General features: G+C 58.7%; 29 protein-coding genes and 1 riboswitch. Of the genes, 10 read left to right on the plus strand and 19 right to left on the minus strand.

Annotated features, from left to right (window positions below; translation table 11 throughout):
- Positions 1-5: 5 nt before the first annotated feature.
- The gene (locus ACYCZ5_RS02405) at positions 6-581 is read right to left on the minus strand and encodes a rhodanese-like domain-containing protein (RefSeq protein ID WP_461543169.1); all 576 of its coding nucleotides are present in this window, start codon (positions 579-581) and stop codon (positions 6-8) included.
- Between the two features lie 219 nt (positions 582-800).
- Positions 801-903, plus strand: a riboswitch (cyclic di-GMP riboswitch).
- A 72-nt stretch (positions 904-975) separates the two neighbouring features.
- Here ACYCZ5_RS02405 and motB point away from each other — a divergent pair.
- A complete protein-coding gene (motB, locus tag ACYCZ5_RS02410) occupies positions 976-1887 on the plus strand; it encodes a flagellar motor protein MotB (RefSeq protein WP_461543170.1) in 912 nt (303 codons plus the stop codon).
- Between the two features lie 33 nt (positions 1888-1920).
- Here the strand turns inward: motB and ACYCZ5_RS02415 are convergent, their stop codons facing one another.
- From ACYCZ5_RS02415 to ACYCZ5_RS02435, 5 genes are all read right to left on the minus strand, one after another.
- Positions 1921-2079 (minus strand): hypothetical protein, encoded by a 159-nt coding sequence (locus tag ACYCZ5_RS02415; protein WP_461543171.1) that lies wholly within the window; start codon positions 2077-2079, stop codon positions 1921-1923.
- Positions 2080-2127: 48 nt separating this feature from the next.
- Positions 2128-2394 (minus strand): KTSC domain-containing protein, encoded by a 267-nt coding sequence (locus ACYCZ5_RS02420; protein WP_461543172.1) that lies wholly within the window; start codon positions 2392-2394, stop codon positions 2128-2130.
- A 21-nt stretch (positions 2395-2415) separates the two neighbouring features.
- Positions 2416-3306, minus strand: coding sequence for a hypothetical protein (locus tag ACYCZ5_RS02425; protein WP_461543173.1), 891 nt, complete (start codon positions 3304-3306; stop codon positions 2416-2418).
- Between the two features lie 209 nt (positions 3307-3515).
- Positions 3516-6317 (minus strand): PAS domain-containing protein, encoded by a 2802-nt coding sequence (locus ACYCZ5_RS02430; RefSeq protein WP_461543174.1) that lies wholly within the window; start codon positions 6315-6317, stop codon positions 3516-3518.
- Positions 6318-6545: 228 nt separating this feature from the next.
- Complete coding sequence (locus ACYCZ5_RS02435) at positions 6546-8927, minus strand: sensor domain-containing diguanylate cyclase (RefSeq protein ID WP_461543175.1); 2382 nt, start codon at positions 8925-8927, stop codon at positions 6546-6548.
- A 282-nt stretch (positions 8928-9209) separates the two neighbouring features.
- Here ACYCZ5_RS02435 and djlA point away from each other — a divergent pair, with 282 nt between their 5' ends.
- Positions 9210-9986, plus strand: coding sequence for a co-chaperone DjlA (gene djlA, locus ACYCZ5_RS02440; protein WP_461543176.1), 777 nt, complete (start codon positions 9210-9212; stop codon positions 9984-9986).
- A 58-nt stretch (positions 9987-10044) separates the two neighbouring features.
- Here the strand turns inward: djlA and ACYCZ5_RS02445 are convergent, their stop codons facing one another.
- The 9 genes from ACYCZ5_RS02445 to ACYCZ5_RS02485 form a co-directional block, all read right to left on the minus strand.
- Positions 10045-10437: a hypothetical protein gene (locus tag ACYCZ5_RS02445; RefSeq protein ID WP_461543177.1), complete on the minus strand. Its 393-nt coding sequence runs from the start codon at positions 10435-10437 to the stop codon at positions 10045-10047.
- A gap of 95 nt (positions 10438-10532) precedes the next feature.
- Positions 10533-11330, minus strand: coding sequence for a tetratricopeptide repeat protein (locus ACYCZ5_RS02450; RefSeq protein WP_461543178.1), 798 nt, complete (start codon positions 11328-11330; stop codon positions 10533-10535).
- Positions 11331-11484: 154 nt separating this feature from the next.
- Complete coding sequence (locus ACYCZ5_RS02455; protein WP_461543179.1) at positions 11485-12270, minus strand: peptidylprolyl isomerase; 786 nt, start codon at positions 12268-12270, stop codon at positions 11485-11487.
- Between the two features lie 79 nt (positions 12271-12349).
- Positions 12350-12652, minus strand: a complete 303-nt coding sequence (locus tag ACYCZ5_RS02460; protein WP_461543180.1) for a YciI family protein — start codon at positions 12650-12652, stop codon at positions 12350-12352.
- 1 nt (position 12653) lies between these two features.
- Positions 12654-13196: a septation protein A gene (locus ACYCZ5_RS02465; protein WP_461543181.1), complete on the minus strand. Its 543-nt coding sequence runs from the start codon at positions 13194-13196 to the stop codon at positions 12654-12656.
- Positions 13193-13585 carry a peptide-methionine (R)-S-oxide reductase MsrB gene (gene msrB / locus ACYCZ5_RS02470; RefSeq protein ID WP_461543182.1) on the minus strand — a complete coding sequence of 131 codons (393 nt, stop codon included), beginning with the start codon at positions 13583-13585 and terminating at the stop codon, positions 13193-13195. Before msrB (ACYCZ5_RS02470) ends, ACYCZ5_RS02465 begins: the two co-directional genes overlap by 4 nt.
- Positions 13582-14196 carry a glutathione S-transferase N-terminal domain-containing protein gene (locus ACYCZ5_RS02475; RefSeq protein ID WP_461543183.1) on the minus strand — a complete coding sequence of 205 codons (615 nt, stop codon included), beginning with the start codon at positions 14194-14196 and terminating at the stop codon, positions 13582-13584. The genes msrB (ACYCZ5_RS02470) and ACYCZ5_RS02475 overlap by 4 nt, the downstream gene beginning before the upstream one ends.
- Positions 14193-15605: a PhoH family protein gene (locus ACYCZ5_RS02480; protein ID WP_461543184.1), complete on the minus strand. Its 1413-nt coding sequence runs from the start codon at positions 15603-15605 to the stop codon at positions 14193-14195. Before ACYCZ5_RS02480 ends, ACYCZ5_RS02475 begins: the two co-directional genes overlap by 4 nt.
- Before the next feature lie 8 nt (positions 15606-15613).
- On the minus strand, positions 15614-16069 hold the full coding sequence (locus tag ACYCZ5_RS02485; RefSeq protein ID WP_461543185.1) for a peroxiredoxin: 456 nt from the start codon (positions 16067-16069) through the stop codon (positions 15614-15616).
- 114 nt (positions 16070-16183) lie between these two features.
- Between ACYCZ5_RS02485 and tadA the strand changes: the two genes are divergently transcribed.
- From tadA to ACYCZ5_RS02500, 3 genes are read left to right on the plus strand one after another with little or no spacing between them, the layout of a single operon-like run.
- Complete coding sequence (gene tadA, locus ACYCZ5_RS02490; protein WP_461543356.1) at positions 16184-16648, plus strand: tRNA adenosine(34) deaminase TadA; 465 nt, start codon at positions 16184-16186, stop codon at positions 16646-16648.
- Positions 16645-17124: a L,D-transpeptidase family protein gene (locus ACYCZ5_RS02495; protein WP_461543186.1), complete on the plus strand. Its 480-nt coding sequence runs from the start codon at positions 16645-16647 to the stop codon at positions 17122-17124. The genes tadA and ACYCZ5_RS02495 overlap by 4 nt, the downstream gene beginning before the upstream one ends.
- A gap of 17 nt (positions 17125-17141) precedes the next feature.
- Positions 17142-17579 (plus strand): GNAT family N-acetyltransferase, encoded by a 438-nt coding sequence (locus ACYCZ5_RS02500; protein ID WP_461543187.1) that lies wholly within the window; start codon positions 17142-17144, stop codon positions 17577-17579.
- Positions 17580-17584: 5 nt separating this feature from the next.
- Here the strand turns inward: ACYCZ5_RS02500 and ACYCZ5_RS02505 are convergent, their stop codons facing one another.
- Positions 17585-18253 carry an energy-coupling factor ABC transporter permease gene (locus ACYCZ5_RS02505; RefSeq protein ID WP_461543188.1) on the minus strand — a complete coding sequence of 223 codons (669 nt, stop codon included), beginning with the start codon at positions 18251-18253 and terminating at the stop codon, positions 17585-17587.
- Complete coding sequence (ygfZ, locus tag ACYCZ5_RS02510; RefSeq protein WP_461543189.1) at positions 18250-19284, minus strand: CAF17-like 4Fe-4S cluster assembly/insertion protein YgfZ; 1035 nt, start codon at positions 19282-19284, stop codon at positions 18250-18252. The genes ACYCZ5_RS02505 and ygfZ overlap by 4 nt, the downstream gene beginning before the upstream one ends.
- A 67-nt stretch (positions 19285-19351) precedes the next feature.
- Here ygfZ and ACYCZ5_RS02515 point away from each other — a divergent pair, with 67 nt between their 5' ends.
- Complete coding sequence (locus ACYCZ5_RS02515) at positions 19352-21472, plus strand: ABC transporter substrate-binding protein (RefSeq protein ID WP_461543190.1); 2121 nt, start codon at positions 19352-19354, stop codon at positions 21470-21472.
- Positions 21473-21490: 18 nt separating this feature from the next.
- Here the strand turns inward: ACYCZ5_RS02515 and ACYCZ5_RS02520 are convergent, their stop codons facing one another.
- Both ACYCZ5_RS02520 and ACYCZ5_RS02525 read right to left on the minus strand, forming a co-directional pair.
- The gene (locus ACYCZ5_RS02520; RefSeq protein WP_461543191.1) at positions 21491-22126 is read right to left on the minus strand and encodes a DUF1109 domain-containing protein; all 636 of its coding nucleotides are present in this window, start codon (positions 22124-22126) and stop codon (positions 21491-21493) included.
- Entirely contained in the window at positions 22123-22665 is a 543-nt protein-coding gene (locus ACYCZ5_RS02525) for a sigma-70 family RNA polymerase sigma factor (RefSeq protein ID WP_461543192.1), read from the minus strand. Before ACYCZ5_RS02525 ends, ACYCZ5_RS02520 begins: the two co-directional genes overlap by 4 nt.
- Positions 22666-22773: 108 nt before the next feature.
- Between ACYCZ5_RS02525 and ACYCZ5_RS02530 the strand changes: the two genes are divergently transcribed.
- From ACYCZ5_RS02530 to msrA, 4 genes are all read left to right on the plus strand, one after another.
- Positions 22774-23085 carry a hypothetical protein gene (locus ACYCZ5_RS02530; RefSeq protein ID WP_461543193.1) on the plus strand — a complete coding sequence of 104 codons (312 nt, stop codon included), beginning with the start codon at positions 22774-22776 and terminating at the stop codon, positions 23083-23085.
- A 69-nt stretch (positions 23086-23154) separates the two neighbouring features.
- Positions 23155-23643, plus strand: a complete 489-nt coding sequence (gene msrB / locus ACYCZ5_RS02535; protein WP_461543194.1) for a peptide-methionine (R)-S-oxide reductase MsrB — start codon at positions 23155-23157, stop codon at positions 23641-23643.
- Between the two features lie 2 nt (positions 23644-23645).
- Positions 23646-25295 (plus strand): cytochrome c biogenesis protein DipZ, encoded by a 1650-nt coding sequence (locus tag ACYCZ5_RS02540; protein WP_461543195.1) that lies wholly within the window; start codon positions 23646-23648, stop codon positions 25293-25295.
- Positions 25296-25319: 24 nt separating this feature from the next.
- The gene (msrA, locus tag ACYCZ5_RS02545) at positions 25320-25970 is read left to right on the plus strand and encodes a peptide-methionine (S)-S-oxide reductase MsrA (RefSeq protein ID WP_461543196.1); all 651 of its coding nucleotides are present in this window, start codon (positions 25320-25322) and stop codon (positions 25968-25970) included.
- Positions 25971-26015: the final 45 nt, after the last annotated feature.

Below are 26015 nucleotides of genomic sequence, written 5' to 3' on the forward strand. Positions count from 1 at the left end.
TTGGCTCAGGCGGTGGTGAGCCCGAGCGAGCACCAGTCCTGCATGCCACCGCGATACCATTTGAGCTTGTCGGCGGGGTAGCCTAAGGAGAGCAGCGTGCGGATATAGTTCGGTGTCTGGCCGCACCAAGGGCCGTTGCAGAAGATGGCGAGGGTGCGGGCGTTACTGAAGTCGTAGCTGCCGTTGTTCTCTTTCACGTCGAACAGTTCCACTAAAGTCTTTTTCACGCCGGGCAGGTCAGTCGCCTGACCGGCCATGTTCTGCGCGTAGGGCACGTTCACCGCGCCAGGGATGGTGACTTTCTCGTACCAGTCCGGGGTGCGCGAATCGACCACCATGTATTGCGTGTCACCCGCTGCGATGCGCTTCAGATAATCCAACACTTCCAGTTCGCCGAACGTTTCGATGCCTGCTGCCAGGCGCATTGGCTGGATGCAGTAGGGCGGGCAGGCGCGCGCGGTGGGTGCATATTCTGTGCGGATGGTCGCGGCAGGGTCTTGCACGCGCTGGATGGTGATGGAAGTGCCTTGGTGTTGCACCTGTACGAAGGGCATATCTGCGGTGATGTTGTATTTGTTCATGGTGCAATCAGGCAGGGGGCTGGATGTATGGATTGTACCCAAGTCGATCTTTCCATGACTGATGTCTGTAGGTGATCCTTTGGGGGCAGGCGCTGTTTGAGGTGCTGAACGATTTGTTGTGCAGGGATTTTCTGATGGTTGAATGAGCTTTCTTGTGTGACAATCCGCTCCGCTTGGGTGGGATATCTATCCGAGCGTGTGCGCTGGTATCTGTATCAGTGAACACATAGGCAAACCTGTCGAAAGGCAGGGACGCAAAGCTTCCGGGCTAAGGGACTAGTTCCTATTCGACCAATTGTCGAGTGCCAGCGGGGCCGCAAGGTAAGTCATTCCTCATTATCTTTCGGCATTCTGCTATCCCGGATTCGGTGCGTATCACCAATACGGGGACACCATGGCAGTGGACAGGCCGACTTCAAGAAAGTCAGACAAGAAGAAGCACAAACCGATCATTGTCCGGCGCACCAAGCTGGTTAAGAAGACGCATCAGAGCGGAACATGGAAGATCGCGTATGCCGATTTTGTGACCGCGATGATGGCGTTCTTTTTGCTGTTGTGGCTGTTGGGCAGTAACGATGAGGCACGCCTGCGCGGCATAGCGAAATATTTCCAGACACCGCTGATGGTGGCCTTCGCCGGCGGGCCGGCGATGACCGACCGAAGCAATATCATCAATGTGGGAAATAACAGCATCGAGGAGGGCGCTGCCCAATTGAAGAGGGGGGCGGAGGAGCATACGAACCGCTTCGATCTGAGCGATGGTCGCCGGGATGCGAAACGCGCGGAACGAGCCAGATTGCTTGAGTTGAAGCAACATCTCGAGCAGGTGATTGATGCGAGTGTGAACCTGCGCAAGTTCAAGGATCAGTTGCTGATCGACATTACTACCCATGGTCTGCGTATCCAGATCATGGATAAGAAGAATCGCCCGATGTTCGATCTGGGTAGCGCCAATCTGAAGCCTTACACTGTTGATATATTGCGCGAGATCGGCACGGTGCTGAATAGCGTGCCGAACAAGGTGAGTATGACGGGGCACACCGACGCGCGAGCCTATCAGGGCGGCGCGGGCAATTATTCGAACTGGGAGTTGTCGATGGACAGGGCCAATGCGGCACGCCGTGAATTGGTGGCGGGCGGCTTGTATGAGGAGAAATTCCTGCGTGTGGTCGGTTTGGCTTCTTCTGCTTTATTCGATGCGGGTGATCCGTTCAGTCCCAGCAATCGGCGTATCAGCATCATTGTGATGAACGAGCAGGCCGAAAGGGCCGCCGGTATGGATGGAGGGGCGGTGGCGGAGGATTGATGCCGAAATCTGCCCACGCTTCCGGTTAGCCGGTTAGCTGCCGGCGGCTTCCTTCTCCTTGGCGCATTCCGGGCAGCCTTCGCTGGGCAGGAACACGATGCCGTGCTTGGGACAGCGCTGGAGGATGACGGTTTTGCCGTCGTGTTCACCTTCTTCGCTGAGGATGATGGAATCGTGGTCGGATTGGCTCATGGTTTCCTCCTCTTGATATTGATATAGCCGGTGCGATGCATTCGGTGTTTATTCACTTGGGCCGAACAGTTCATCCAGCGGGTTTGTGCCTGCGGGTGCATAGGCCGACACCTTCTTTACGGTGAACTCTTCCTGGATGTTGTCGCGGAAGAAGCTCCACGCCGCACCCGAACTGGCGAGTCTGCGCCAGAGGTCATCCCCGACGCCAAGGTATTGCAATGCGTCGCCGTTGTCCAGTTGCACTTGCAGGATGCGGGCGCGTGTGTCGTAGCCGATGGCGCGCAGTTTGCCGGAGTTGATCTTCTTCATTTCCATGCGGATATTCCCTTCAGTTGTTCACTGCAGGATAAACGAAGTCTTGAGCGGCAGGTTGGTACGTCCGACGTTGTCCTTGAGGGTGATGCTGACTTGCCATGCGCCGTAGGGGTCTTCCTGTTCACCGATGAATTTTATGACCGGCGCGGAGAGGTAGAGGTAGTTCGGCTGGCCTTTGAGCGTGCCTTTGAAACAGGTGGCGTCGGTCTGCTGGAATGAGGCGCTGCCGTCCGGCTTGCGCAGGTCGATGTCGCAACTGATGTCGGCACTGCCTTGTTCATCGAGCTTGGGATTGCTGAAGAAGGTGAGGGCGTAGATGGGCTTACCTTTGGAAACGGTCTCGGCCATGCTGAAGTGGGGGATGGCGTCCGGCTGCGTCTCCCATTTGGTTCGCCAATCGTCATCCGAGGTGACGAGCAGCCATCCGCCGAATCCATTCTGTGCTTTTCTGGCATCGGAGTCTGGCTGGATGCGGCCTTGCGGATCCCGCCAGCCGACTTCCATTCTTTTGAGCTGGATCTGGATGGGCTGCGCCATCATCAGCGCGACGAGGGTGTATTCCTTTTCGCTGGGGCGGAACAGTGCATCCTGACGACAGAAGGCGAATGCCTTGTTGTGTACGCACGAGGGGCGGGTCTCTTGCAGTTCGTTCTCAGAAAAGAAGCGGGCAAGATCGGCAGGCTGTGACTCTTTAAGCAGGCAGTTGCGGCCGCAGGTGGCGCTGGCCCAGGTGCCGTCAGGCTGGCGTTGTTCGACGCTCCATTGGCCATCGCTATGTGCGACAAAGAAGCTGAAGTCGGTGATGTGGCCGTCGCGATGGACGACGGCATAGTTGCCGGTGTCGGATTGGTCCAGCGCATTCGCTTGCCATGTCAGGACTAGCAATGTGATGACTGCGAACAGGTACTTCATCGTCTTTCTCCCCTTGGTCGAACAAGTCTGTTGCCGGCTGTTCCCGTTGGTGTGGGAATCATGTCTTGCGCCAGCCTCCTGTTCCGGGGATCTCGTCTGCGGCCTCTCACCGTGCATGCGGTGCGATGTGCCTAGAACGAACTGCAAGTCGTGCGTGAATGTATGGGCTTACGGTGATGCTGTCAATGGTGTGCCGGGTTCTACAGGTTTCAGGTTGGCGTCTGCCGGTGCAGGGCAGCGAGCAATCTGGCGAGGTTGGCCGGCTTGTGGAGCATAGGCCAGGAGATATCGCTGGTCAGGTTGATGAAGCCGGAGGAGGTTTCGCCGGTGATGATGACGGCGCGCAAGGGAGCGAGTTGTCGTTGCTGAAGGATGCGCAACAGTTCCAGTCCGGAGAGATTTCCGTTGAGTGAGTAGTCTACGATGAAGAAGTCGGCATTGCCTATGTCTGAATGGCGCAGCGTGTCTTCTGCGGAGTAAAAGTGCAGAACCTCCGCACCTAGCCCTTGCAGCAGATTGATAAGGCCGGTTGCCACCAGTGCGTCGTCCTCAACCACGACCAGACGTTTGCCCAGGATCAGTCGTTCATGGGCAATGTCATCCTGCAGGATTACGGGTGCGATATGTTCGATCTCGTGCGCTTCACCATTGAGCGGGAGTTGGAATGCGAACACAGAGCCGGATCCAGGGCGCGAACGGCAAGTCACTTTTTCGTCCAGCAGGGCCATGGCGCGCTGACAGATGGAGAGACCCAGTCCCAGCCCCGCGTTACGGTTGCGTTGCGGGTTGGATGCTTGAAAGAACTCTTCGAAGATGTGTTGGACATCAGCCTCGCCGATCCCGATGCCGGTATCCCATACTTGGATCAGGATGTGGCTGCCGCGCTGTCGGGCGCTGATCAGAATGCCGCCACGCGGTGTGAATTTGATGGCGTTGGTGACCAGATTCATCAAGACGGATTGCAGCAGGCCGATGTCTGTGCGCACGACTAGTGAACGTCGCGTCGGGAACCGCAGGCGGAAGTCCAATCCTTTGTCTTGTGCGCTCTGGGCGAAGTTTTGTGCGAGCCAGTTGAATAGTTCGGACAGGTCGACAGAGGTGAGTTGGGGTTTGATCAGTCCCGCATCGAATTTGGAGATGTCCAGCAGGCGCTCGAGCAGGCCGGAGAAGACCTTCATGGATTGATCCAGACGCTCGATGATTTCGCTCTGGCGCGGGGTGGGGGAAGTGAGTTTGAGGGTATCGACAAACAGGTTGGCGGCTGCGACAGGTTGCCTCAGGTCATGGCCGGCCGCAGCAAGGAAGCGGGTCTTGGAAAGCTCTTTCTCTTCGAGCATACGGAATGAATGAAGCAATTCCTCTTCCGCCCTGACACGCGCAGTGATGTCTTGCACGGCACCCGTGCCGGTGTGCGGCGCACCGCTGGCGTCAAAGAGTATGTATGCGCGTTCTTCCACCCAGCGGGTTTCGCCGTTGACGAGGACGCGGTGCTGGGTGAGATAGCTGCCGTCTTGCAGTGCTTTGCGCCATGCGGCGTCGACCCTGATCCGATCATCCGGGTGTACATGATCGAGGAAGTGCTTGTAGGTGAGGGGGGTGCCGGGTGGAATGCCGAAGATGCGGTAGGTCTCTTCGGACCAGACCAGTTCGTCCCGCTGCAGGTCGAGTCGCCAGCTGCCGACATGGGCTACGGCCTGCGTTTGCTGTAGCAAGGCTTCGTTGAAGAGGATGCGTTCCTCCGCCAGCTTGTGCTGTGTGATGTCGACGCACAAGCCGGTCATCCGTTCCGTTCCGCTGTCGGAGTCGCGGCGGGTGCTGCCGATGGCAACGATCCATTTGGTTTCACCGTCTGGCAGTATCACCCGGTATTCGTTATAGAGCGGCGTCCTGTCACGCAGGGACGCGGCGACCCGGTCTTGGGCGGCTTTGCGATCTTCAGGATGTAGCAGGCTCTGCCAGGTTTCAAAGGTCTCCTCGGATTTCCTTGGTTCGAGGCCGAACAGCATGAACAGTTCGTCCGACCAAGTGAGCTTGCCGGTTTTCAGGTCCCAGTCCCATACGCCGGCCTTTGAGGTGCGCTGCGCCAGCGACAACATTTCGTTCGCGCGCTGCAGCGATGCGAGCAAGTTCTTTCGTTCGCCCAGCATGGTCGTAACCATGAGGCCGATCAGGGAGGCAGTGAACATATACAGCCAGGCTAGATACATGCCTTCGACATCCGGCAATTCGCCGAAGATGCCTTTTCCCAAAGCGGTGCCTATCACTGTGATCATTGCCAGCACCAGTACGGAGATCGAGGCACCGGTCACGCCCAGCCTGAGTGCGGCCCACAGCACCAGGGGCATGGGCAGGAAGGCCAGTGGCAGATTGTGTCCCTCGAATGTATAGATGAAGGCTGCCCAGCCAGAGAGTGCGAGCAGTAAGGTACAGAGCAAAAGTTGCAAAGGGTGCTGCAGTAGTTCTGCGATGCTCGATCTATTGAGACTCAGTAACAGCGGACTGACCAGCATGATGCTGATGAGGTCACCCAGCCACCAGTTGAACCAGGCAAGCGGTATGCCGGACGGTTGCAGCAGGCCCCCCATCCACAGCGTGCCGGTGCCTATGATCGCGGGTAGCACGGGACTGATCGCCGAAGTGACGATCAGTGCCAGCAGATCCCGCTGGCGGGTGAATGATGGGTCGAACCCCCAGCGTTTCAGCAGCCACACAGCAGTGACCGGTGTCAGCGTGTTACCCGCCGCACTCAGTAGTGATAGCGGAGTGGAGGTGTCGAGCGAAAGATCGAATATGAGCGCGCCGAGAAAGATGCCGGCAATGTTGTGGGGCGAGCCCCAGCGCAACAGGATGGCTGCGGCCATGCCGGTCGGGAGCCAGAACAGGGTGATGTGGTCGTCATGTGTCGGGAAATACAGCCCGAGCCTTGCGCCGGCGAAGTATGCAGCAGCCAGCAGCAGGAGGTTTCTGTACTGTTTCCATGCGTGCGGATGATCTGCTGGCTTGCCCATCATAGGTTATGAGGGAAAGTGTGAGGGGGCGGTCGCGACGCCTTGGGCTGTGTATGACATAACTTACATGCGCTCAAGCGCACCCCCCCATTAGGCGAACGGCTCTGGCCGTTTCGAAAGTATTTGTCGTTGGCCTCTCACCGTGCATGCGGTGCGATGTGCCTTGAACGAACTGCAAGTCGTGCGTGAATGTATGGGGAAGTCGAATCGCTGTCAATCTGGCTCGCCGATTCAAGTTCCGTCCTGGGCGGGGGTATAAATGGCTACCCGGTTCCGTCCCGCCTCTTTTGCGCTGTACATGGCGCTATCGCCATGACTCAGGATGTCGTACTGATTGTCATTCTTGCCATCAAACAATGTGATGCCGATGCTGCTGGTGCATTCATGCGTGATGGGGATCATTTCGTGGCCCTTGGGCTGGGTCAGATGATAGGGGGTCGCCAACGCGGTGATGATCTTTTCAGCGACGACGAAAGCTTGTTTCTGCATCTCCTCGCGGCTGCTGGACAGGTCGCCGAGCACGATCACGAATTCATCGCCGCCGAAGCGCGCGACCGTGTCGATCTCGCGTACCGAGCCGGTGAGTCGTCGTGCGACTTCAATCAGCAATTGGTCGCCGACTTCATGGCCGCATTTGTCGTTGATGGGTTTGAAGTTGTCCAGATCGAGGAACAACAGCGCGCCATAGGCATCGTTGCGTTTGCTGGTGGCGAGCGACTTCGAGAGCCTGTCGCTCAGCATGCGCCGGTTGGGAAGGCGGGTGAGCGGATCGAAGAATGCGAGGGAATAGATCTCCTGTTCGATCTCCTTGCGCTTGCTGATGTCGCGGCAGAAGGCGATGTTGTATTCAAGTTCACCTAATTGGACATGATTGGCCGAAACCTCCACCGGAATGATGCTGCCGTCCTTGCGCCGGTGACGGGTCTCGAACAACTGGGACTTGTCGTTTTTGAGCGATTCCCAGTGCGCCTTCCATTGATCCACAGGGAAATCCGGGTCCAGATCCGGAACGGAGAGTCTCAGCAACTCTTCCTTGCTGTACCCCAATGTCTCACAACTCTGCTTGTTAACGTAGCGGATGCGGCCGTCTTTATCCAGCCAGTAGATGGCGTCGAAGGCCTTGTCCATGGCGAACATGGAGAGCACTAGCTGCGCTTCGGATTCCTTCTTGTCGTTGATGTCCACGCCGCTGCCGATAAAGCCGAGGAACTCGCCTTTGCTATCGTAGCGCGGTACCCCATGGTCGACGATCCAGCGGTATTCGCCGGAGTGATGCCGTAAGCGATATTCCAGGGTGAATTCCCGGCGCGCGTCGAAGGCCATGATGAAGGCGTGCACGCAATCTTCGCGGTCTTCGGGGTGGACGCCTTCCGCCCAGCCTTCTCCCAACTCCTGCGCCATGTTGCGGCCGGTGAAATCCAGCCATACCTGGTTGAAGTATGTGCATTGTTTGTCCGGGCCGGCGAGCCAGATCAACACAGATTCGTTCTTGGCCAGCACGCGCAGGTTCTCTTCGCTCCTGCGCAATTCGGAGACGGCGACCTTGGCTTTGTGCAGGGCCGCACGCGACTGGGTGAGCGCGGTGATCAGGAAGTAAAGCAGGATGCTGGTCAGCGTGCCGCTGAAGAAGATCGTCTTGGCTTTGCTGTAGTCCAGACCTGCCCCATTCAGGACATGGTGCTCGCTTAGCAGTGTCCATTCATTGCCGCCGAATTCGAGTTTTTGGCGGATGGTGACGGGCTGTGCCGCGTGGTCTTTCATGACGCGGTTGGTGTAGAGCAGGGCGGTGTCGCTGACTTCGCTTCCATCATAGATGCTGAGTTGAAGAGGCATGGCGCTCTCCTCGGGCTTTGCTGCACCAAGGGCATTCTCGATCATGTCTTTCATGCGGAAGGGGCTGTATATCCAGCCATACAATGCAGCACGACGTTGGGATTCGGTTTCGTGCGGCATCCCTTTCCGGTATAGCGGGAGGTACATGAGTGTGCCCGCCTGGACATCCTCCGAGGTCTCTTGTACGAGCTTTACCTTGCCGGAAAGGGCGGCAGAATCCGTGTCGCGCGCGCGGTCCATCGCGGCTCGGCGGGTGGGTTCGGAGTACATGTTGTAGCCGAAGGCGCGCAAGTTGCGTCCGGTGAACGGCTCCAGATAGACGATGGCAGTGTAGTTCTCATGATCCTGCTTGGGCCACACTTCGTAGTCGGGGAAGCCTTTACGGCGAACCGATGCGATGTGCGAAGCAAGTTGCTTGCGGGGTATCCATTGGGCATAACCTATGCCCTGCACACTTTTGAAGTGTTCACTCAACTGTATGCGATGGGTATAGCGCTTCCATTCATCGCGCGTCACGCTGGCGGAGGAGTCGAAAAAGGCGGCAGCGCCCAGCAATACCTGTTCGTGCGAGGCTAGCGTAGCTAATAGATGCATGCGCACCTCTTCTGCATCCGAGGCATAGCGTTCAAGCGCGATCTCGTCGGCGTCGACTTTTGCATCGAGGCTGAAATACAGAGTGATAGCCATGCCCGCAAGCATCACCGCAAAGGCGTACTTGCAGAATTGCTTCACGTCAGCCATGAGGTGCATGGCGGATATTTCGATCTGCTTTACAGACACTGGATTCCCCTTGATGCGGACAACGACTGGCTTAATCCCTCTACGGGGATACTTTCTTGCGCCAGCCTCCTGTCCGGGGATCTCGTTGACCTTCCTCCAGCGTGCATGCGGTGGAGTGTGAGTTCAGCGAATCTGCAAGTCGGGCGAAACTCTATGGGCACAATACCTGTGTGTCAATGACCCTTTTGAGGGAGTGGGGCGATGTATTGCCATGAAACAGACCACTCGCCGCCGGTATAATGCGGGCGCAATTTCCCGGTTAAATTAGATTCTGGAGTCATCGTGTTCAAGCTTATCGGTATCGCAGTCGGTTATTTCCTGTTTGGTTGGGTGGGCGCTTTCCTCGGTCTGGTCCTGGGGGTGGTCATCGACCGTATCCGCGCGTTCGGTCAGGGCGCGCTCAATCCCTTGCATGCGGCATTGCGGCAGGCCGTATTCCTGGAGACGGTGTTCATCGCCATGGGCAAGCTGGCCAAGGCGGACGGGCGAGTATCGGAGGTGGAGATCGCGCACGCCGAGGTGTTGATGCAGAAGCTGGGCATGACGCCGGAGCATCGCCAGCAGGCCATCGCGCTGTTCAAGCAGGGCGCTTCAGGCGATGGCGACGTGTATGCGCTCTGCAAGAAATTCATGTCGGCATGCGGCCATACCCATCACCTGAAAGAGATGCTGCTGGTCTATCTGATCGTGATGGCAATGGCGGACGGTGAATACCATCCGGAAGAAGAGAAGCTGTTGACCGAGATCGCCGGGCACTTGGGCTACGGGCCGGAAGCGTTCAAGCGTTTGCTGGATATGGTGGTGAACCAGACGCACTTCGCGGGCGGTGGTCAGGCGAACAGCGAGACCGCGCTTGAAGATGCCTACAAGGCGCTGGGCGTGAGCAAGGAACAAAGCGATGCGGAAGTGAAGCGCGCTTACCGCAAGCTGATGAGCAAATATCACCCCGACAAGCTGATGGGGCAGGGTTTGCCGGAAGACATGATCAAGGTGGCGACCGAGCAGGCGAAAGATATTCAGCTCGCTTACGATATGGTGAGCAAACAGCGCGGGATGTAATTAAGAGACAATACAAAACGCCGCACAGCGCATGAAGCGTTGTGCGGCGTTTTCGTTTTCAGGCGGTCGTGTCGACGACGGTGCCGATGCTGGCGGTGGAGACACTGCTCGTCGCGTTCGGCGCGGAATAGGTGTCGGCCTTGGCTGTGGCGATCTGATCCGGTAGCCGATCATAAGAGGTCTGCAGATTCGTCTGTGCGGTCTCGATGTTCGAGGCAGCCCTGACGTTGACATTGATGCGGTTGGCTTCCGACTGCGCCTGTCCGGCCTGTATTTCCAGCTCGCGGGCATTCTGTTGCGCACGTGCTGCATCGAACCGAGCCGAGCGTGCCTGACTCTGTAGCGATTGGGCATTTTGAGCTGCCTGGTCTGCTGTACGTTGCGCTTGCTGTTGCCGGAACTGCTGTACGTAGCCGCCAGTGCTCAGGGATAGAGAAGATGCGGTAGGCATGGCATTACTCCCTGCGTGAATCTATGCCTGAAAGCATACGCCTCGCGCGGGTGATGTACAAGTGTTTGATCCTGAAGGTGGATCGCACCCTTGCTTCAGTATCCGAACAACGGCTCTTTGGCTTCCTTGGCGCGATACATCTCTTTCAGGCGAGCCTTGGCGCCTTCATGGCCTTGTTCTGCCGCCTTGCGGTACCACTCGACTGCCTGTTTGGGACTTTTCTCCACGCCCATGCCTTTGCGGTACAGGCTGCCCAACTGGAATTGTGCTTCGGCATCGTTCAATTCAGCCGACTTGGAGAACCATGTGTAGGCGATGCGGTAGTCCGGGGCGAAAGCCATGCCGTCGCTGTACATCATGCCCAGCGCCATATAGGCATCCGGATAATCGCGGTTGGCTGCTTGCTGCAACCAGTTCAGCGCCTCGGTATCGTTCTGTCGCACGCCGATCCCTTTGGCATAACTGGTGCCCAGACGGAACATCGCCCATGCATCACCTTTACCCGACAGGTGCCGGTAGAGATCGAGCTTCTGCGGACATACGGTCTTCTCGAAGCGGGCGAGGCGATCGGCGAACACTTCATCGACCCGTTTGGCGATACGGGAATAATTGTCGCGCCAATCTCCGCGACGATATCTGTCGAGTTGCATCAAGGCAGTGTTGAAGTTGCTGCACATGCGCGACATCTCGCCGCGTTGTTCCAACTTGATCCCTTCCTCGAACTTTTCATCAGCCTGATCCATCACCTTGTTGGCGCACTTGGATTCGCGGTAATGCATGATGCTGGTGTCCGCGACATCCGTTTCGCTCGGGTCGCATGACGATGCGATGGTTACGCCGCTGCAAAGCGTCAATGCTGCAGCAAGGGTTAGTGTGGATAGGCTTCGTGACATGTGGGAATTCCTTGCATTAAGTGACTATGGCCGAACTTTAGGGCGAGTGCGCCGAGGCTGTCAACGTGGAATCAAGTGTTGTCCGCTGCCGGACCACTCCGAAAATAAAAAGGACATCGCGAGGATGTCCTTTTTATCGACGTATCGGAAGTCCTTATTCGATACGCGCTTTGCTGCGCAGATCGGCGATGGCTTTTTGCACCGCTTCCTGTTTGCGACGCTGCTCCAGACGCGGCTTCATCTCTTCAAAGGTCGGCACCTTCAGTTCGCGGGTGTCTTCCAGCTTGATGACGTGCCAGCCGTACTGGGTCTGTACCGGGTCGCTGATCTGACCTTTCTTTAGCTGGAGGATAGCCTCGCCGAATGGCTGCACGAAATTGCTCGGTACGGTGAAGCCCAGATCGCCGCCTTTGTCCTTGGAGCCTGGATCGTTCGACTTCTGCTTGGCGACTTTGGCGAAGGATTCCTTCTTCACGCGCTTGGCGATAGCTTTGGCTTCATCTTCGGTGGCGACGAGAATGTGGGACACCTTGTATTCCTTGTCGCCCACGCGCGACTTCATGGTCTCGTAATCCTGCTTCAGCACGGCTTCATCGACTGGATTGTTCTTTACGAAATCCTGTACGAAGGCGCTCGCAAGCACGGATTGGCGGGCCAGCTCCAGTTGCTGCTTGGTGTCGTCCTGCTTCTCCAGACCCTGTTTGTCGGCAGCCTGAGACAGCACTTCCAGATTGATCAGGTCTTCGCGGATGGCTTTGCGCAATTCTTCAGAATCGGATTGACCGCCCTGGGCTGCTGCGACGTTGACGCGCAGGTCGACGCGGGACTGCGGGATCGCCACGCCGTTCACCAGCGCGACAGGTTTGCCGGCATCAGCGGCTTGCGCACCCGTGGCGAGCAGCAGAGCCGAGAGCAGGGCGAATCGGGAGAAATTCAGCATGTTTCATTCCTTTGAGCGTTAGTTGACAGGTTGGGCTTGATTGTCCGGCGCGAAATATAGCACAGGGTGACCGGCGTGTTCAGCGGGGGAAGACCTGTTTGAAAGGGCGCACTTCGACTTGTGCATAGACGCCTGCCGCCACATAGGGGTCGGCGGCCGCCCAAGACTTTGCGGCTTGCAGGGTCTCGAATTCGGCAACGATCAAACTGCCTGTGAAACCGGCCGCGCCCGGATCGTTCGCATCCACGGATGGGAAAGGTCCGGCCAGCAGCAGGCGACCTTCGTTTTGCAGTTTTTCCAGACGCTCAAGATGGGCAGGGCGTGCGCGTTGGCGCAGCGGCAGGCTGTTCTCGACGTCTTGACCAAAGATGGCATACAGCATGTCAGGACTCCTTGTGATCTTCTTCCACGTGTTTGGCCAGCATCGCCGCCTGCACGAGGATGAACACCAGCATGATGCCGGTGGCACCGAACAGCTTGAAGTTCACCCAGACATCGGTGCTGAAATTGAAAGCGACGTACAGGTTGATGATACCCAGCAGGGCGAAAAATCCGCTCCAGGCCAGATTGAGTCTATGCCAGACGAAATCTGGCAGGGTCATCTTCTCGTGCAGCAGCGCGCGCATCAGGTTCTTCTTCAGCGCGAAGGCAGAGAACAGCAAGGTCGCGGTGAAGAACCAGTACAGGATGGTCGGCTTCCATTTGATGAAAGTCTCGTCATGCAGTAACAGCGTCGCACCGCCGAACACGGTGATGATGCCGAGGCTGACCCACAGCATGGTGTCGACCTTGCCGTGATGGTATTTCACCCAGGCGACCTGCACGAAGGTGGCGGCGATGGCAGCCGCTGTGGCGGCGAACACACCCGCCACTTTGAACACGATGAAAAATAGGATGACCGGGAAAAGGTCGAACAGGATCTTCATGAGCGATCCAATGCTAAAGAGGCGGAATTGAGGCAGTAACGCAAGCCAGTCGGTTCGGGGCCGTCCTCGAACACATGGCCCAGATGCGAGCCGCAGTTCGCGCAGCCGACTTCGATGCGGCCCATGCCGAGCGGGTCTTCGTCGCTGTATTCAACGGCCTCTTCCCGCAGGGGTTGCCAGAAGCTGGGCCAGCCGGTGCCGGATTCGTACTTGGTCTCCGCATCGAACAGCGGGGCACCGCAGCATATGCAGCGGTAGACGCCGAGGTCGTGGCAATCCCAGTATTCGCCGGTGAAGGCGACTTCGGTGCCGCCTTTGCGGCAGATCTCGTATTGCTCGGGCGTGAGTTCTTCACGCCATTCTTCTTCAGTCTTGTCGATGTCGCTCATTTATTGTCAGCCAGTGATAGTTGGATGCTGGGTCGTGCGCTCATGCGCAGGAACCATGCGGCAAGGTTGGGATGTGCGCCGCGCCAGTCGCGTTCTGGCTGGCGCAGGTCGAGATAGGCCAGTGCACTCACCAGTGCCAGATCGGCCAGCGTGAGCGCATCGCCTTCGCACCAGTCGCGCGTGCCGAGCTGTGCGGCGATGTGTTGCAAGGTGTGCGTGATGGCGTTGTTGTGCAATGCCAGCGTGGCAGGGAGTTGATTCCCTTGCGGACGCAGCACTTCGTTCCTCACCACGATAGCGGAATCCATGATGCCGTCGGCCAATGCCTCCCAGCGCCGCACCCGCATGCGCGCCAAGGCATCGTTGCGCGGGATGAGGATGGGCGTGTCGTTCAGCGTGTCGGCATATTCCGCGATCACCACGGAATCAAAGATGCATTCGCCATCGTCAAGGATCAGTGCCGGGATGCGTCCCAGCGGATTGACGCGGTATACCTCGCTGTTCGGGTCGCTGGGCGGATCGACCACATAGTCATGCGCCATGTTCTTCTCCAGCAGCACCAGACGTGCTTTGCGCACGTATGGGCTGGTGTTGGAGCCGATCAGCTTCACAGTACCTCGCCTGCGTGATCCGCCAGACGCGAACGCTCGCCGCGCTGCAGCGTGACGTGACCGCTGTGTGCCCAACCCTTGAAACGGTCCACCACATAGGTGAGGCCGGAACTGCCTTCGGTCAGATAAGGCGTGTCGATCTGCGCGATGTTGCCCATGCAAACCACCTTGGTGCCGGGGCCGGCACGCGTGATCAGCGTCTTCATCTGCTTGGGCGTCAGGTTCTGCGCTTCGTCGATGATGAGGAACTTGTTGAGGAAGGTGCGGCCGCGCATGAAGTTTAGCGACTTGATCTTGATGCGCGAGCGGATCAGGTCGCGCGTCGCGGCGCGGCCCCATTCGCCGCCTTCTTCGCTGGACTGGTTGAGCACGTCCAGATTGTCGTCCAGCGCGCCCATCCATGGCGACATCTTCTCTTCCTCGGTGCCCGGCAGGAAGCCGATGTCCTCGCCCACCGAGACGGTGACGCGGGTCATGATGATCTCGGAATAGATCTTCTGTTCCAGCACCTGCATCAGTCCTGCCGCCAGGGTGAGCAGCGTCTTGCCGGTACCGGCCTGACCGAGCAGGGTGACGAAGTCGATCTCGGGGTTCATCAGCAGATTCAACACGAAGTTCTGTTCGCGGTTGCGCGCGGTGATGCCCCAGATGGCATTCTTGCTGTGCGTGTAATCGGTCAGCGTGAGCAGGGTGGCGGTATCGTCCTGCTGCGCGGCGACCACGGCGTAGAACGGCTTTTCGGCATTGTCCTGATAGACGAACTCGTTCACCAGCATGTCGCGGCACAGCGGCCCTTTGATGGTGTAGAAAGTCTGGCTGGCCTGCGTGCCGGACTTCATGTCCTTGCCGTGTGTCTCCCAGAAATCGGCAGGCAGTTCGCGTGTGCCGGCATACAACAGGTCGGTGTCTTCCAGCACCTTGTCGTTGAAGTAATCCTGCGCCGACAGACCCAATGCACGCGCTTTGATGCGCATGTTGATGTCTTTGGAGACCAGTGTGACCTGACGTTGCGCCTGATGCTTGTGCATGTGGGCGACCACCGCCAGGATGGCGTTGTCTGCTTTGCCGTTGGCAAGATTCTCGGGCAATTCATGCGTGATGAACTCGGTCTGCAGATAGAGGCGACCGGTGGCGTTCTTGTTGCCCAGCGCATCCAGCGGCACGCCCTGGTTGATGTTGTCTTCGGATTCGCTGACCAGATTGTCCAGAAAGCGGCTGGCCTGACGCGCGTTGCGCGCCACTTCGGTCATGCCCTTCTTGTTGTTGTCCAACTCTTCCAGCACGAACATCGGCAGGTAGACATCGTGTTCCTCGAAACGGAACAGGCTGGTGGGGTCGTGCATCAGCACGTTGGTGTCCAGCACGAACAGCTTGGTGGTCTTGTCCGACGAGGTTTTACGGGCGTTCATATTTTTCCTTATAGAGATTGAACGAATTCGAGGACTTCCTGTGCGTGGCCGTCGGCTTTCAGGCCGCGCCATTCCTTGCGGATCACGCCCTTGGCATCGAGCATGAAGGTGCTGCGTTCGATGCCGCGAACATCTTTGCCGTACAGCTTCTTCTGCTTGATCACGCCGAAGATATTGCAGGCGATCTCTTCAGCGTCGGACAACAACTCGAACGGCAGGGTGAACTTGGCCTTGAAGTTCTCGTGCGATTTGATGCTGTCACGCGAGACACCGACGATCTCGCAACCCGCCTTTTGATATTCGGCATACAGGTCGCGGAACTGCTGCGCTTCGGTGGTGCATCCCGGCGTGTTGTCCTTGGGATAGAAATAGATGACCAGAGACTTGCTGCGTATGGGATGAAGGTTGAAATCGGCGCCGCCGGTAGCGGGCAGGGTGAAATCGGTGACTGGCTTGTTTGGCATTCAATACTCCGTTAGATGCCTGCATTGTTGTCAAAACGGCGACATATGGCAAGCACACACAAGCAACTTTATCTGTGCTACGTTGCTGCCCCGTACAAAACGCACAGACACAGGATGCAGGACGAAGATTACATGCGCGAGGCATTGCATCTGGCCGCACAGGCTGCAGAAGCGGGCGAGGTGCCGGTGGGCGCGGTGGTGGTGAAGGATGGCGAGATCGTCGGGCGCGGTTTCAATTCCCCCATCTCGCGCCACGATCCGACCGCGCACGCCGAGATCGCGGCGATGCGCGATGCGGCGCGACATCTGGGCAATTACCGGCTGGTCGGCTGCGAGTTGTACGTCACGCTCGAACCATGCCTGATGTGCGTCGGCGCGATGTTCCATGCCCGCATCGCGCGAGTGGTGTATGGCGCCATGGAGCCCAAGACCGGCGCGGCGGGCAGCGTGTTCAACTTGTTCACCGAGCCGCGCCTGAACCATCATGCGCGCATCGAAGGCGGCGTGCTGGCGGAGGAGTGCGGCAAGATGCTCAGCGATTTCTTCGCCATGCGCCGCGCGCAGCAAAAAGCCCAATGAAGATAACCATCCACATCCCCACACAGACGATGCGGCTGTTCGACGACAAAGGTGTATTGTTGCGCAGCTACGGTGTTTCTACCGGTGCAAAGGGAGTGGGAGAGGAAAGTGGCAGTTACTGCACGCCGCGCGGCAAGCATGTCATCCGTGCCAAGATCGGCGCAGGTCAGGCTGTCGATACCGTGTTCGTGCGACGCCGTCCGACCGGTGAGATCTACACGCCGGAACTCGGCGCAACGCATCCCGATCGTGACTGGATACTGACAAGGATATTGTGGCTATCCGGTTTGGAGCGAGGATACAACCGTGGCGGGAGTTGCGATACCATGCGCCGCTATATCTACATCCACGGCACGCCGGACGAGGTCGAGATGGGCAAGCCGGGTTCGCATGGCTGCATCCGCATGCGCAACGCCGACCTGCTGGAATTGTTCGAACGGGTCGATGCCGGTACACAAGTGGACATCGTTGCATAACGATTCGGGAGGCGAGGATGAGCAATCCTTTTACAGTGAGTCTGGTGTGCTGGCATGACGGAGAGCCGCTGCTGCGGGCGATACGCGAAGCAGTCTTTATTCGCGAGCAGGGCGTGCCGGAAGAACTGGAGTGGGATGAGTTCGACGAGACTTGCCGCCATGCTCTGGCGCTGAGTCTGTCAGGTGAGGCGATCGGCTGCGGACGCATCCTGCCGACCGGTCATATCGGCCGTATCGCGGTGATGCAGCCGTGGCGCAAGCAGAAGGTCGGCACTGCCATCATGGAAGCCCTGCTGGACGAGGCGCGATCACGCAAATACCAGTTAGTGGATGTCGATGCGCAGGTGCATGCCGTGCCGTTCTATCAGGGTTTCGGTTTTACTCCGCAAGGGAAAGAGTTTCTGGATGCGGGCTTGCCGCATATCAAGATGACACTCGAACTCAAGCCGCGCTGATCCCATTATTTCCCGTCCAGATACTCCGCATCACTGAAGTTCATCACCGCCTCCGGCTGGAACACCGTGAAGGCGGTGATCAGCATGCCGGTCATGAAAGCCTCGGTCAGCATGATGATGGGGGCGGCGATCAGATAGTGGCGTTGTACCTCGGCCCATGAGTAGTGGCTGAGCAGCAGCAACAGCAAGGTCGTCGCCGCCACGTTCAGCACGATAGCCAGTCCCGCACAGATGAAACCGTTCCACAACACATAGAAGAACAGGTTCTTCGGCAGGTTCTTCCGGCTGAAGCGCAGCAGCCATTCTGTGAACAGTACCGGGATGGTGATCATCAGCAGACCGTTGATGCCGAGTGCGATCCAGTCCGCATCGGCTCTGAAGAATGAGGCCAGCATGACCAGCGTGAGCGTGGCGCTGGCGATCTGCCAGCCGAACATCAGCACGAACAGCGTGGCACCGAGGATGTGGAAATTGAAACCGGGACGGATGCCGGCGTTGAACTGCCAGAACACGAACGCTCCGATGACCAGACCGACCAGCGCGTTGGTCATGGTCTGGTTGTCCAGCAATCTGCGCCAGTCAGTCTTGCGCAGCGAGGGATAGAGGAAAGCTGCGAACAGCAGATCGAACAGCCACAACCACTCGCGCGCGAACAGTGTGGCCGGCAGGTTCATGGCAATGCGTAGGGTAGCGTTTCGAATTCCAAGCGCGGCCCGGTCAATGCACCGAGATGCACCGGGAACGCATCCGCCGCTTCAGTCTGCACCACTACCAGCATCTCGTGGCCACCGTGCGCCGCCTGGGCAGCATTCACCACCTCGCCGCAGGGCTGCGCGGGATCTGCAGCGCTGAACACCTTGTCGCCGGGCAGCGGTGCGGCATCGGTCATCACGCGCGCCAGATACATGCGGCGCTTCGCCTTGCCGAGGTAATGCATGCGCGCCACGACTTCCTGTCCCGGATAGCAGCCTTTCTTGAAATTGATGCCGCCGATCAGTTCGAAATTCACCATCTGCGCGACGAAGGCTTCCTGCGTCTGTGGCAGGATGAAAGGCACACCGGCGCGGATGTCCAGCCAGTCCCAGCAGGGAGAGCCGGCTGGTGCGGCGGCTGCACTCAAGGCTTGCCATATATCCGTCGCGCGTGCGGTGTCGGTGATGATCTGCACGCGGCGTGCATCACGGCGGATCAACGTGGCATCGGCAGCTTGTGCGACGCTCATGCCATCGGCCGGCAAGTCGGCATACAGTCCCTGCACGGCGGACAGCGCCATATCTCCGCTGAACCCGAGGCAAACATTGTTGTCACTGATGTCGGCGATCTTCACCTTGGAACGCAGCACATACATGGTCAGTTTCTTGCGCATCGCTTCGCACAGTCCGCGCGGCATCTGCAGCAGATAGTCATCGCCTTGCTTCCATACCAGCATGCTTGCCAGCATGCGGCCTTTGGCGTTGTTGAAACTGGAGAGTTGCGCGCGTCCGCTGTCGGTATCGCGGATATCGTTGGAGAGCAGGTTCTGCAGGAAGCCCTGTGCGTCTTCGCCGCTCACTTGCAGCAGACCGAACTGCGACAGGTCGCACAGGATGTCGCCGGTCTCGGCGGCGGCGCGCTCTGCCGCGGCATCGCCGAAATCGTGCACCACATCTGCGCTGAGATTCGCGTTCTTGCTTGCCAGGAAACTTTGCCAGTCAGTGTTCATCATCGTCTACCGTGTAATTTGTTGCGTTATGTTACCGTGAACATGAGCCTTTCGGCTAAACTCTCGCGCCATGAAATCCTTGTGGCTAGCCCTGTCTTTGTTGTTGCTCACCGCCTGCGACGGCGCGTTGTGGAACTCTCCTTACGCAACGGACGATGAAGGTGTATCCACCCTCTACACCGCCTTTACCGAGCGTCCCAAGCATCTCGATCCCGCGCAGGCCTACAGCGAGAATGAGTATGAGTTCCTGGCGCAGATCTATGCGCCGCCCCTGCAATACCACTACCTGAAGCGTCCCTACCAACTGGTGCCGCTGGCCGCGCGCGACATGCCGCGCGTGAGTTATTTCGACGCGCACCACAAGCAATTGCCGTTGACTGCGCCGGACGCGCGCATCGCCTACAGCGTGTACGAGATCCGCATCAAACCCTATATGCGCTATCAGCCGCACCCCGCGCTGGTGCCGGCCAATCTGTACCTCAAGGAGCGGGACGTTGCGGGTGTATACAGCCTGACCGACATCCCGGCAGTCGGAACGCGCACCGTCGCCGCCGCCGACTACGCCTACCAGATCAAGCGCCTCGTCCATCCGCAACTGCACACGCCCATCGCCGGGGTGATGATGGAATACATCGTCGGCCTGAAGGAATACGCGGCCGCATTGCAGGCCGCCCACAAGGCACAGCCGGATGCCTTCCTCGATTTGAATGCCTACCCGCTGCCAGGTGTCGAAGTGGTGAACAGCACCACCTATCGCATCACCGTCAAAGGCAAATATCCGCAGTTCGCCTACTGGCTGGCGATGCCGTTCTTCTCTCCCATGCCCCAGGAAGCCGAACGTTTCTATGCCCAGTCTGGCATGAAGGAACGCAATCTCACGCTGGATTGGTGGCCCGTCGGCAGCGGGCCGTACTACCTGTCCGAGAACGACCCCAACCGGCGTATGGTGCTGACCAAGAATCCGTATTACGACAGCGAACGCTATCCGAGCGAAGGCGAGGCGGGCGATGCAGCGGCGGGATTGCTGAAAGATGCGGGCAAGCCATTGCCGCTGATCGAGCAGATCGTGTTCTCGCTGGAGAAAGAGACCATCCCCTACTGGAACAAATTCCTGCAAGGCTATTACGACGCCTCCGGCATCAGCTCCGACAGTTTCGACCAAGCGGTGCAGGTCAGCGTGGGCGGCGAGGCGAACGTCAGCGACGCGATGCAGGCGCAGGGCATCGCGCTGAACACCGCAGTCTCCACCTCTACCATGTACACCGGCTTCAACTGGTTGGACCCCGTGGTGGGTGGCGATAGCGAACGTGCTACCAAACTGCGCCGCGCCATCGCCATCGCGATAGACTTCGAAGAGTTTATCTCCATCTTCGCCAACGGCCGCGGCATCGCCGCACAGTCGCCCATCCCGCCCGGCATCTTCGGCCATCGGGAGGGTTGCGACGGCGTGAATCGCTACGTTTACGACTGTGTGAAGGGTGAAGCGCAACGCAAGTCTGTCGCGGAAGCGCAGAAGTTGCTGGCGCAGGCCGGTTACCCCGGCGGCGTGGATGCGCAGACCGGCAAACCGCTGGTCATCCACCTCGACACCACCGCCAACGGGGTCGGCAACAAGTCGCGGCTGGACTGGATACGCAAACAGTTCGACAAGATCGGTGTGCAGCTCGACGTGCGCAGCACCGACTACAACCGCTTCCAGGACAAGATACGGCGCGGCGATACGCAGATGTTCTATTACGGCTGGAACGCCGATTATCCCGATCCAGAGAACTTCTTCTTCCTGCTGCACGGTCCGCAAGGCAAGGTGAAGTTCAGCGGCGAGAATGCCAGCAACTACGACAGTCCGGAATACGACCGCCTGTTCGAGCGCATGAAGAATATGGAGAACACGCCTGAGCGACAGGCCATCATCGACCGCATGCTGGAAGTGCTGAGAAAAGATTCGCCCTGGCTATGGGGATATCACCCCAAAAGCTACGTGCTGCAACACGGCTGGTTGCACAACATCAAACCCAACATTATGGCCAACAACCGACTCAAGTACTGGCGCGTGGACCCTGTGCAGCGCGAGCAGATGCGCCGTGAATGGAACCGCCCGGCCTATTGGCCGTTGGTGATCGGCATGATCTTGTTGCTGGCCTTCGGGTGGTGGGTGTGGCGGGTGTTGAAGAAGCGGGAACAGGCGAGCTGATCGACTTGCAGCATAGTTTCACCACTTCAGTAATCGCGCTCCCAGCGTCCATCCGGTCAATCCCACCCCGATCATCGGCAGGTAATGCCACTGCACCACGTGCAGGATCGAGTCGTTCACTTCGTACAATCTCAACCAGATCGCGCCGACGCTGAATGCGGCCAGCAGGGCGAAGCTGCCTGCCCAACGCGGATGGGTGCTGGCGTAACCGCGCAGGACGAAGAACGCCAGCGCAGCGGGGATTAGCGAGATGAAGGTGATGTCCAGCGTGCATTCGAAGCTGTGCACGGGGAAGGGGGCGGGTGGGGTGTCGGCGTGCCAGGCGAAGAACAGCAGCAGGATGAACAGGGTGAACAGCGCCAGCGGGGTATAGGCAAGGGCGCGCTTCTGGTGCAGGTCGGGGAAGGCGAGCAGGGCAGCGCTCAACAGCGTGCCGAGCAGGATCAGCAGCAACAGCAGCAACTCGGCGGCGAACCAGGGGTTTTGCAGTGCATGGGCCAGATCGGAACGCAGGCCGGAGGCGGCCAGCGCGAGCAGCAGGTAGATGAATGCGGCACCGGCTAATCTTAGGCTCAGTTGCAGCGGTGCAGGCGCGGGGCGGATCGGCGATGCCTCGCTGCTCAGTTGCGCCACCAGTTGTTCGATGTCTTTCATTTTTGTTCCAGTCTTTGTCTCAATACCTTGTAGGCGCGGTGGGCGGCGACCTTCACCGCCGATTCGTTCATGCCCATCTGCTGCGCCGTCTCTTTCGCGGTGTAGCCCTGCTGGTGCATCAGGCGCAGGATGGTGGCCTGCTTCTCCGGGAGTCTTTCGATCTCCCCGCTGATGGATTCGTAGCTGATGGCGGTTTCGGTTACATCGTCGTGCAGGATATTTTCCAGATCGGCGATATCTTCGGCATGGCGCAGGTGGTCGGCGTAGTGCATACGCAGGTGGTCCTGTAGCCTGAAACGGGCGATGGCATATAACCAGGGCTTGAAGGGGCGCTGGCCGTCGTAGGTGTGGCGTGCCTTGTGCAGAGAGATGAGGATCTCCTGCAGCACGTCGTCCACTTCATGCTCGAAGCGCAAGCGTCTGGACAGGAAAGGTCGCAACAGGCGCGCGGACTCGCGCAGCAGATCGGCATAGGCCTGCTTGTCGCCTTGCAGCGACGCGCGCATCAGTGGTTCAAGTTCGGTCGTGTGTTCCTTCATGGGATGTAACCATTTTTGCGCCTGTTCCGAATCAAGGGGTGCACGGGGCGGCAATGCGCTTTTGTGTATGAGGATACCACCCGCTTATCAAACGAAAAGGAGATTCAAATGAAAACGATCCACTCGATGTTGCTCGCCATGTGCATGTCTGTTGCAGGCGGCTCGGCGCTGGCCATGGAGGAGAAGGGCCATGGCGCAATGGAGATGAAGAAGTCGGACATGGCCATGGAACAGGGGGCCATGCGCATGGAGCGCCATGACGACAAGATGATGAAACAGGACAAGATGGAAAAGAAAAAACTGACTGCGAAGGAAAAGAAGGCGCTGAAGATGAAGAAGGACAAGGAAAAGAAGATGAAGCAGGAAGCGATGATGAAAGAAGACAAGATGGAACACGGTACGATGCAACGCATGCAGTGAACGTGAGTGCCGGTCGTGGCACGGGTCACGACCGGATAGGTACATGAATTAACGGATAGAGGTGGCACCATGGATAGACGCACATTCATCACACTGGCAGCAGGCGGTGCAGGCCTGATGTTGCTACCCGGTCTCGGGCGCAGCGCGTTCGCGGCACAACGCGGTGACAGACTGGTTCTGAGCGACGCGGAATGGAAGCAACGGCTGACACCGCAGCAATACGACATCCTGCGCCAGGCGGGCACCGAGCGCGCCTTTACCAGTCCGCTCGACAAGGAGAAGCGCAGCGGCATGTTCCATTGCATCGGTTGCGATCAGCCGCTGTTCCCGTCGCGCTTCAAGTTCGATAGCGGCACCGGCTGGCCCAGTTTTTATGATGTGCTGCCGGGCGCGGTTGAGACCACTACGGACTACAAGTTGATCTATCCGCGCACCGAATATCACTGTTCGCGCTGTGGCGGCCATCACGGCCACGTGTTCGAGGACGGACCAAAGCCGACCGGCTTGCGCTATTGCAACAACGGCGCGGTGTTGAAGTTCGTGCCGGATAAGGGTTGATTATGGACATGCTCGACATCGGTCTCGCATTTCTGGAAGGGCTGGCGCTCATCATATCGCCGTGCATATTGCCGGTGCTGCCCCTGGTGTTGGCCGCATCGGTGGACGGCGGCAAGCGCCGGCCGTACGGCATCATCATCGGCTTCGTGCTCGCGTTCAGCCTGTTTGCTGTCGCGGCGCGCGAGCTGGTGGCGCTGCTGGGCATCGATCTCGACGTGGTGCGCGACGTTTCACTGGTGCTGCTGGCGCTGTTCGGCTTGGTGCTGTTATCGGAGAAGCTGTCCGACAGTTTCAGCAAGCTGACGCAGGGCGCGGCGAACCTCGGCAACAGTCTGGCCGCGACACGCGGCGACGGCCTGCTCAGCGGCATCGGCATCGGCGCGCTGATCGGGCTGGTGTGGACGCCGTGTGCCGGGCCCATCCTGGCGGCGGTGCTGGTGCAGGTGATCCGCCAGCAGAGCGACCTCGCCGGCAATCTGGTGATTCTGTCGTTCGGTATCGGCGCCGGTATCCCGATGCTCGTCATCGCCCTGACCGGGCGCAGGCTGATGAGCAAGCTGGGCTTCCTCACCCGTCATGCGCAAGCGGTGCGGCGCGGTTTCGGTGTACTGATTCTGGCATCTGTGGCTTATATCGCTTCTGGCGCCAACATCGAGACGCTGTTCATGCCGTCCGAACGTACTGACATTGCACAGGGCGAATTGAAGTTGGAGCATGGGCTGGAAGAACCTTATGCCGCGCCCGAATTCGCCGGTATCGACAACTGGCTCAATTCTGAACCGCTGACTATGGCCGGCCTGAAAGGCAAGGTGGTGCTGGTAGATTTCTGGACCTACTCCTGCATCAACTGCGTGCGCACGCTGCCTTACCTCACCCGTTGGGATCGCAAGTATCGCGATCAGGGGCTGGTCATCGTCGGCGTGCATTCGCCCGAGTTCGAGTTCGAGAAGAAGACCGCCAATGTGCAGGCTGCTATCGCGGAACACGGCATCGGCTATCCCGTGGCGCAGGACAACATGCTCGACACCTGGAGCAATTTCGACAACCGCTACTGGCCTGCGCATTACCTGATCGACCGCGAGGGCAGGGTGGTCTACACCCATTTCGGCGAAGGGCAGTATGGGGTGACGGAGAACAACATCCGCTACCTGCTGGGGCTGGACGAGAAGGCTGCGCAGACTTCAGAAGAAGCGCCAAAATTCTCTGCGATGCAGACACCGGAGACTTATCTGGGCTATGCGCGGGGGCGCAACTTCGCGAGTCCGGAGAGCGTGGCATCGGATGCGACGAAACATTACAGCTTCCCTGCGAAGTTGCGGGATGACCATTGGGCGCTGGGAGGCGATTGGCGGATCGGGCCGGAACGCAGTGAATCCATTGCAGCGGGCGCAAAGCTGCGGCTGGACTTCAATGCGCGCAAGGTTTTCCTGGTGCTGGGCACGGCCAGCGGCAAGCCGATCGACATCACTGTCAGTTTGAATGGGAAGGCGGTGGGCGCGGCGGCAGGCAAGGATGCGCCCGCAGGGAAGTTGAGCGTGCGCCGCAATACCTTGTACGAGCTGGTCGATCAGGACCGCATCGGGCGCGGCGTGCTGGAAGTCGAAGCGGAACAGCCGGGGTTGGAGATATACGCCTTCACCTTCGGTTCATGAGGCAAAGATAGCAAGGAGGTCATCATGCGTTACTTTTCCATTCTCATCCTGTCCATGCTGATGAATGCTGCGGCATGGGCCGAAGGTCAGCTCACCACATTGCCGGCCCCGGATGTCGATGCACCGCTCGCGGTGAAGTCGGCGCAGCAGACGGCGGTGTTCTCGGGCGGATGTTTCTGGGGCGTGGAGCTGGTGTTCCAGCATGTGAAAGGTGTGGTCTCCGCCACTTCAGGATACGCGGGCGGCACGGCGGACTCGGCGCGATACGATGCGGTGAGTCGCGGCAGCACCGGCCATGCTGAATCGGTACAGGTGGTCTACGATCCTTCCCGGGTCAGCTACGGCCAGTTGCTGAAGATATTCTTCTCGGTCGCGCACGACCCGACCCAGCTCGACCGGCAGGGGCCGGATACCGGTCCACAGTACCGCTCCGCGATCTTCACGACGGATGCCGGTCAACAGCGCATCGCACAGGCCTACATCCGCCAACTGGAGGCGGCGCGCGTCTATCCGCAAAGGATCGTGACACGGCTCGAAACACTGCCCGCGTTCTATCCGGCCGAGGACTATCACCAGGATTTCGCTACGCGGCATCCGCGTCATCCTTACATCTATTACCACGACCGTCCCAAGCTGGAACGCCTGAAACAGCAGTTCCCGGAATGGTACGAGTGACTGTTATCGCGAGACGGTGCAGATCCGCTTCTGCGGAGAAAGTGA

This window comes from Sideroxydans sp. (assembly GCF_054604835.1).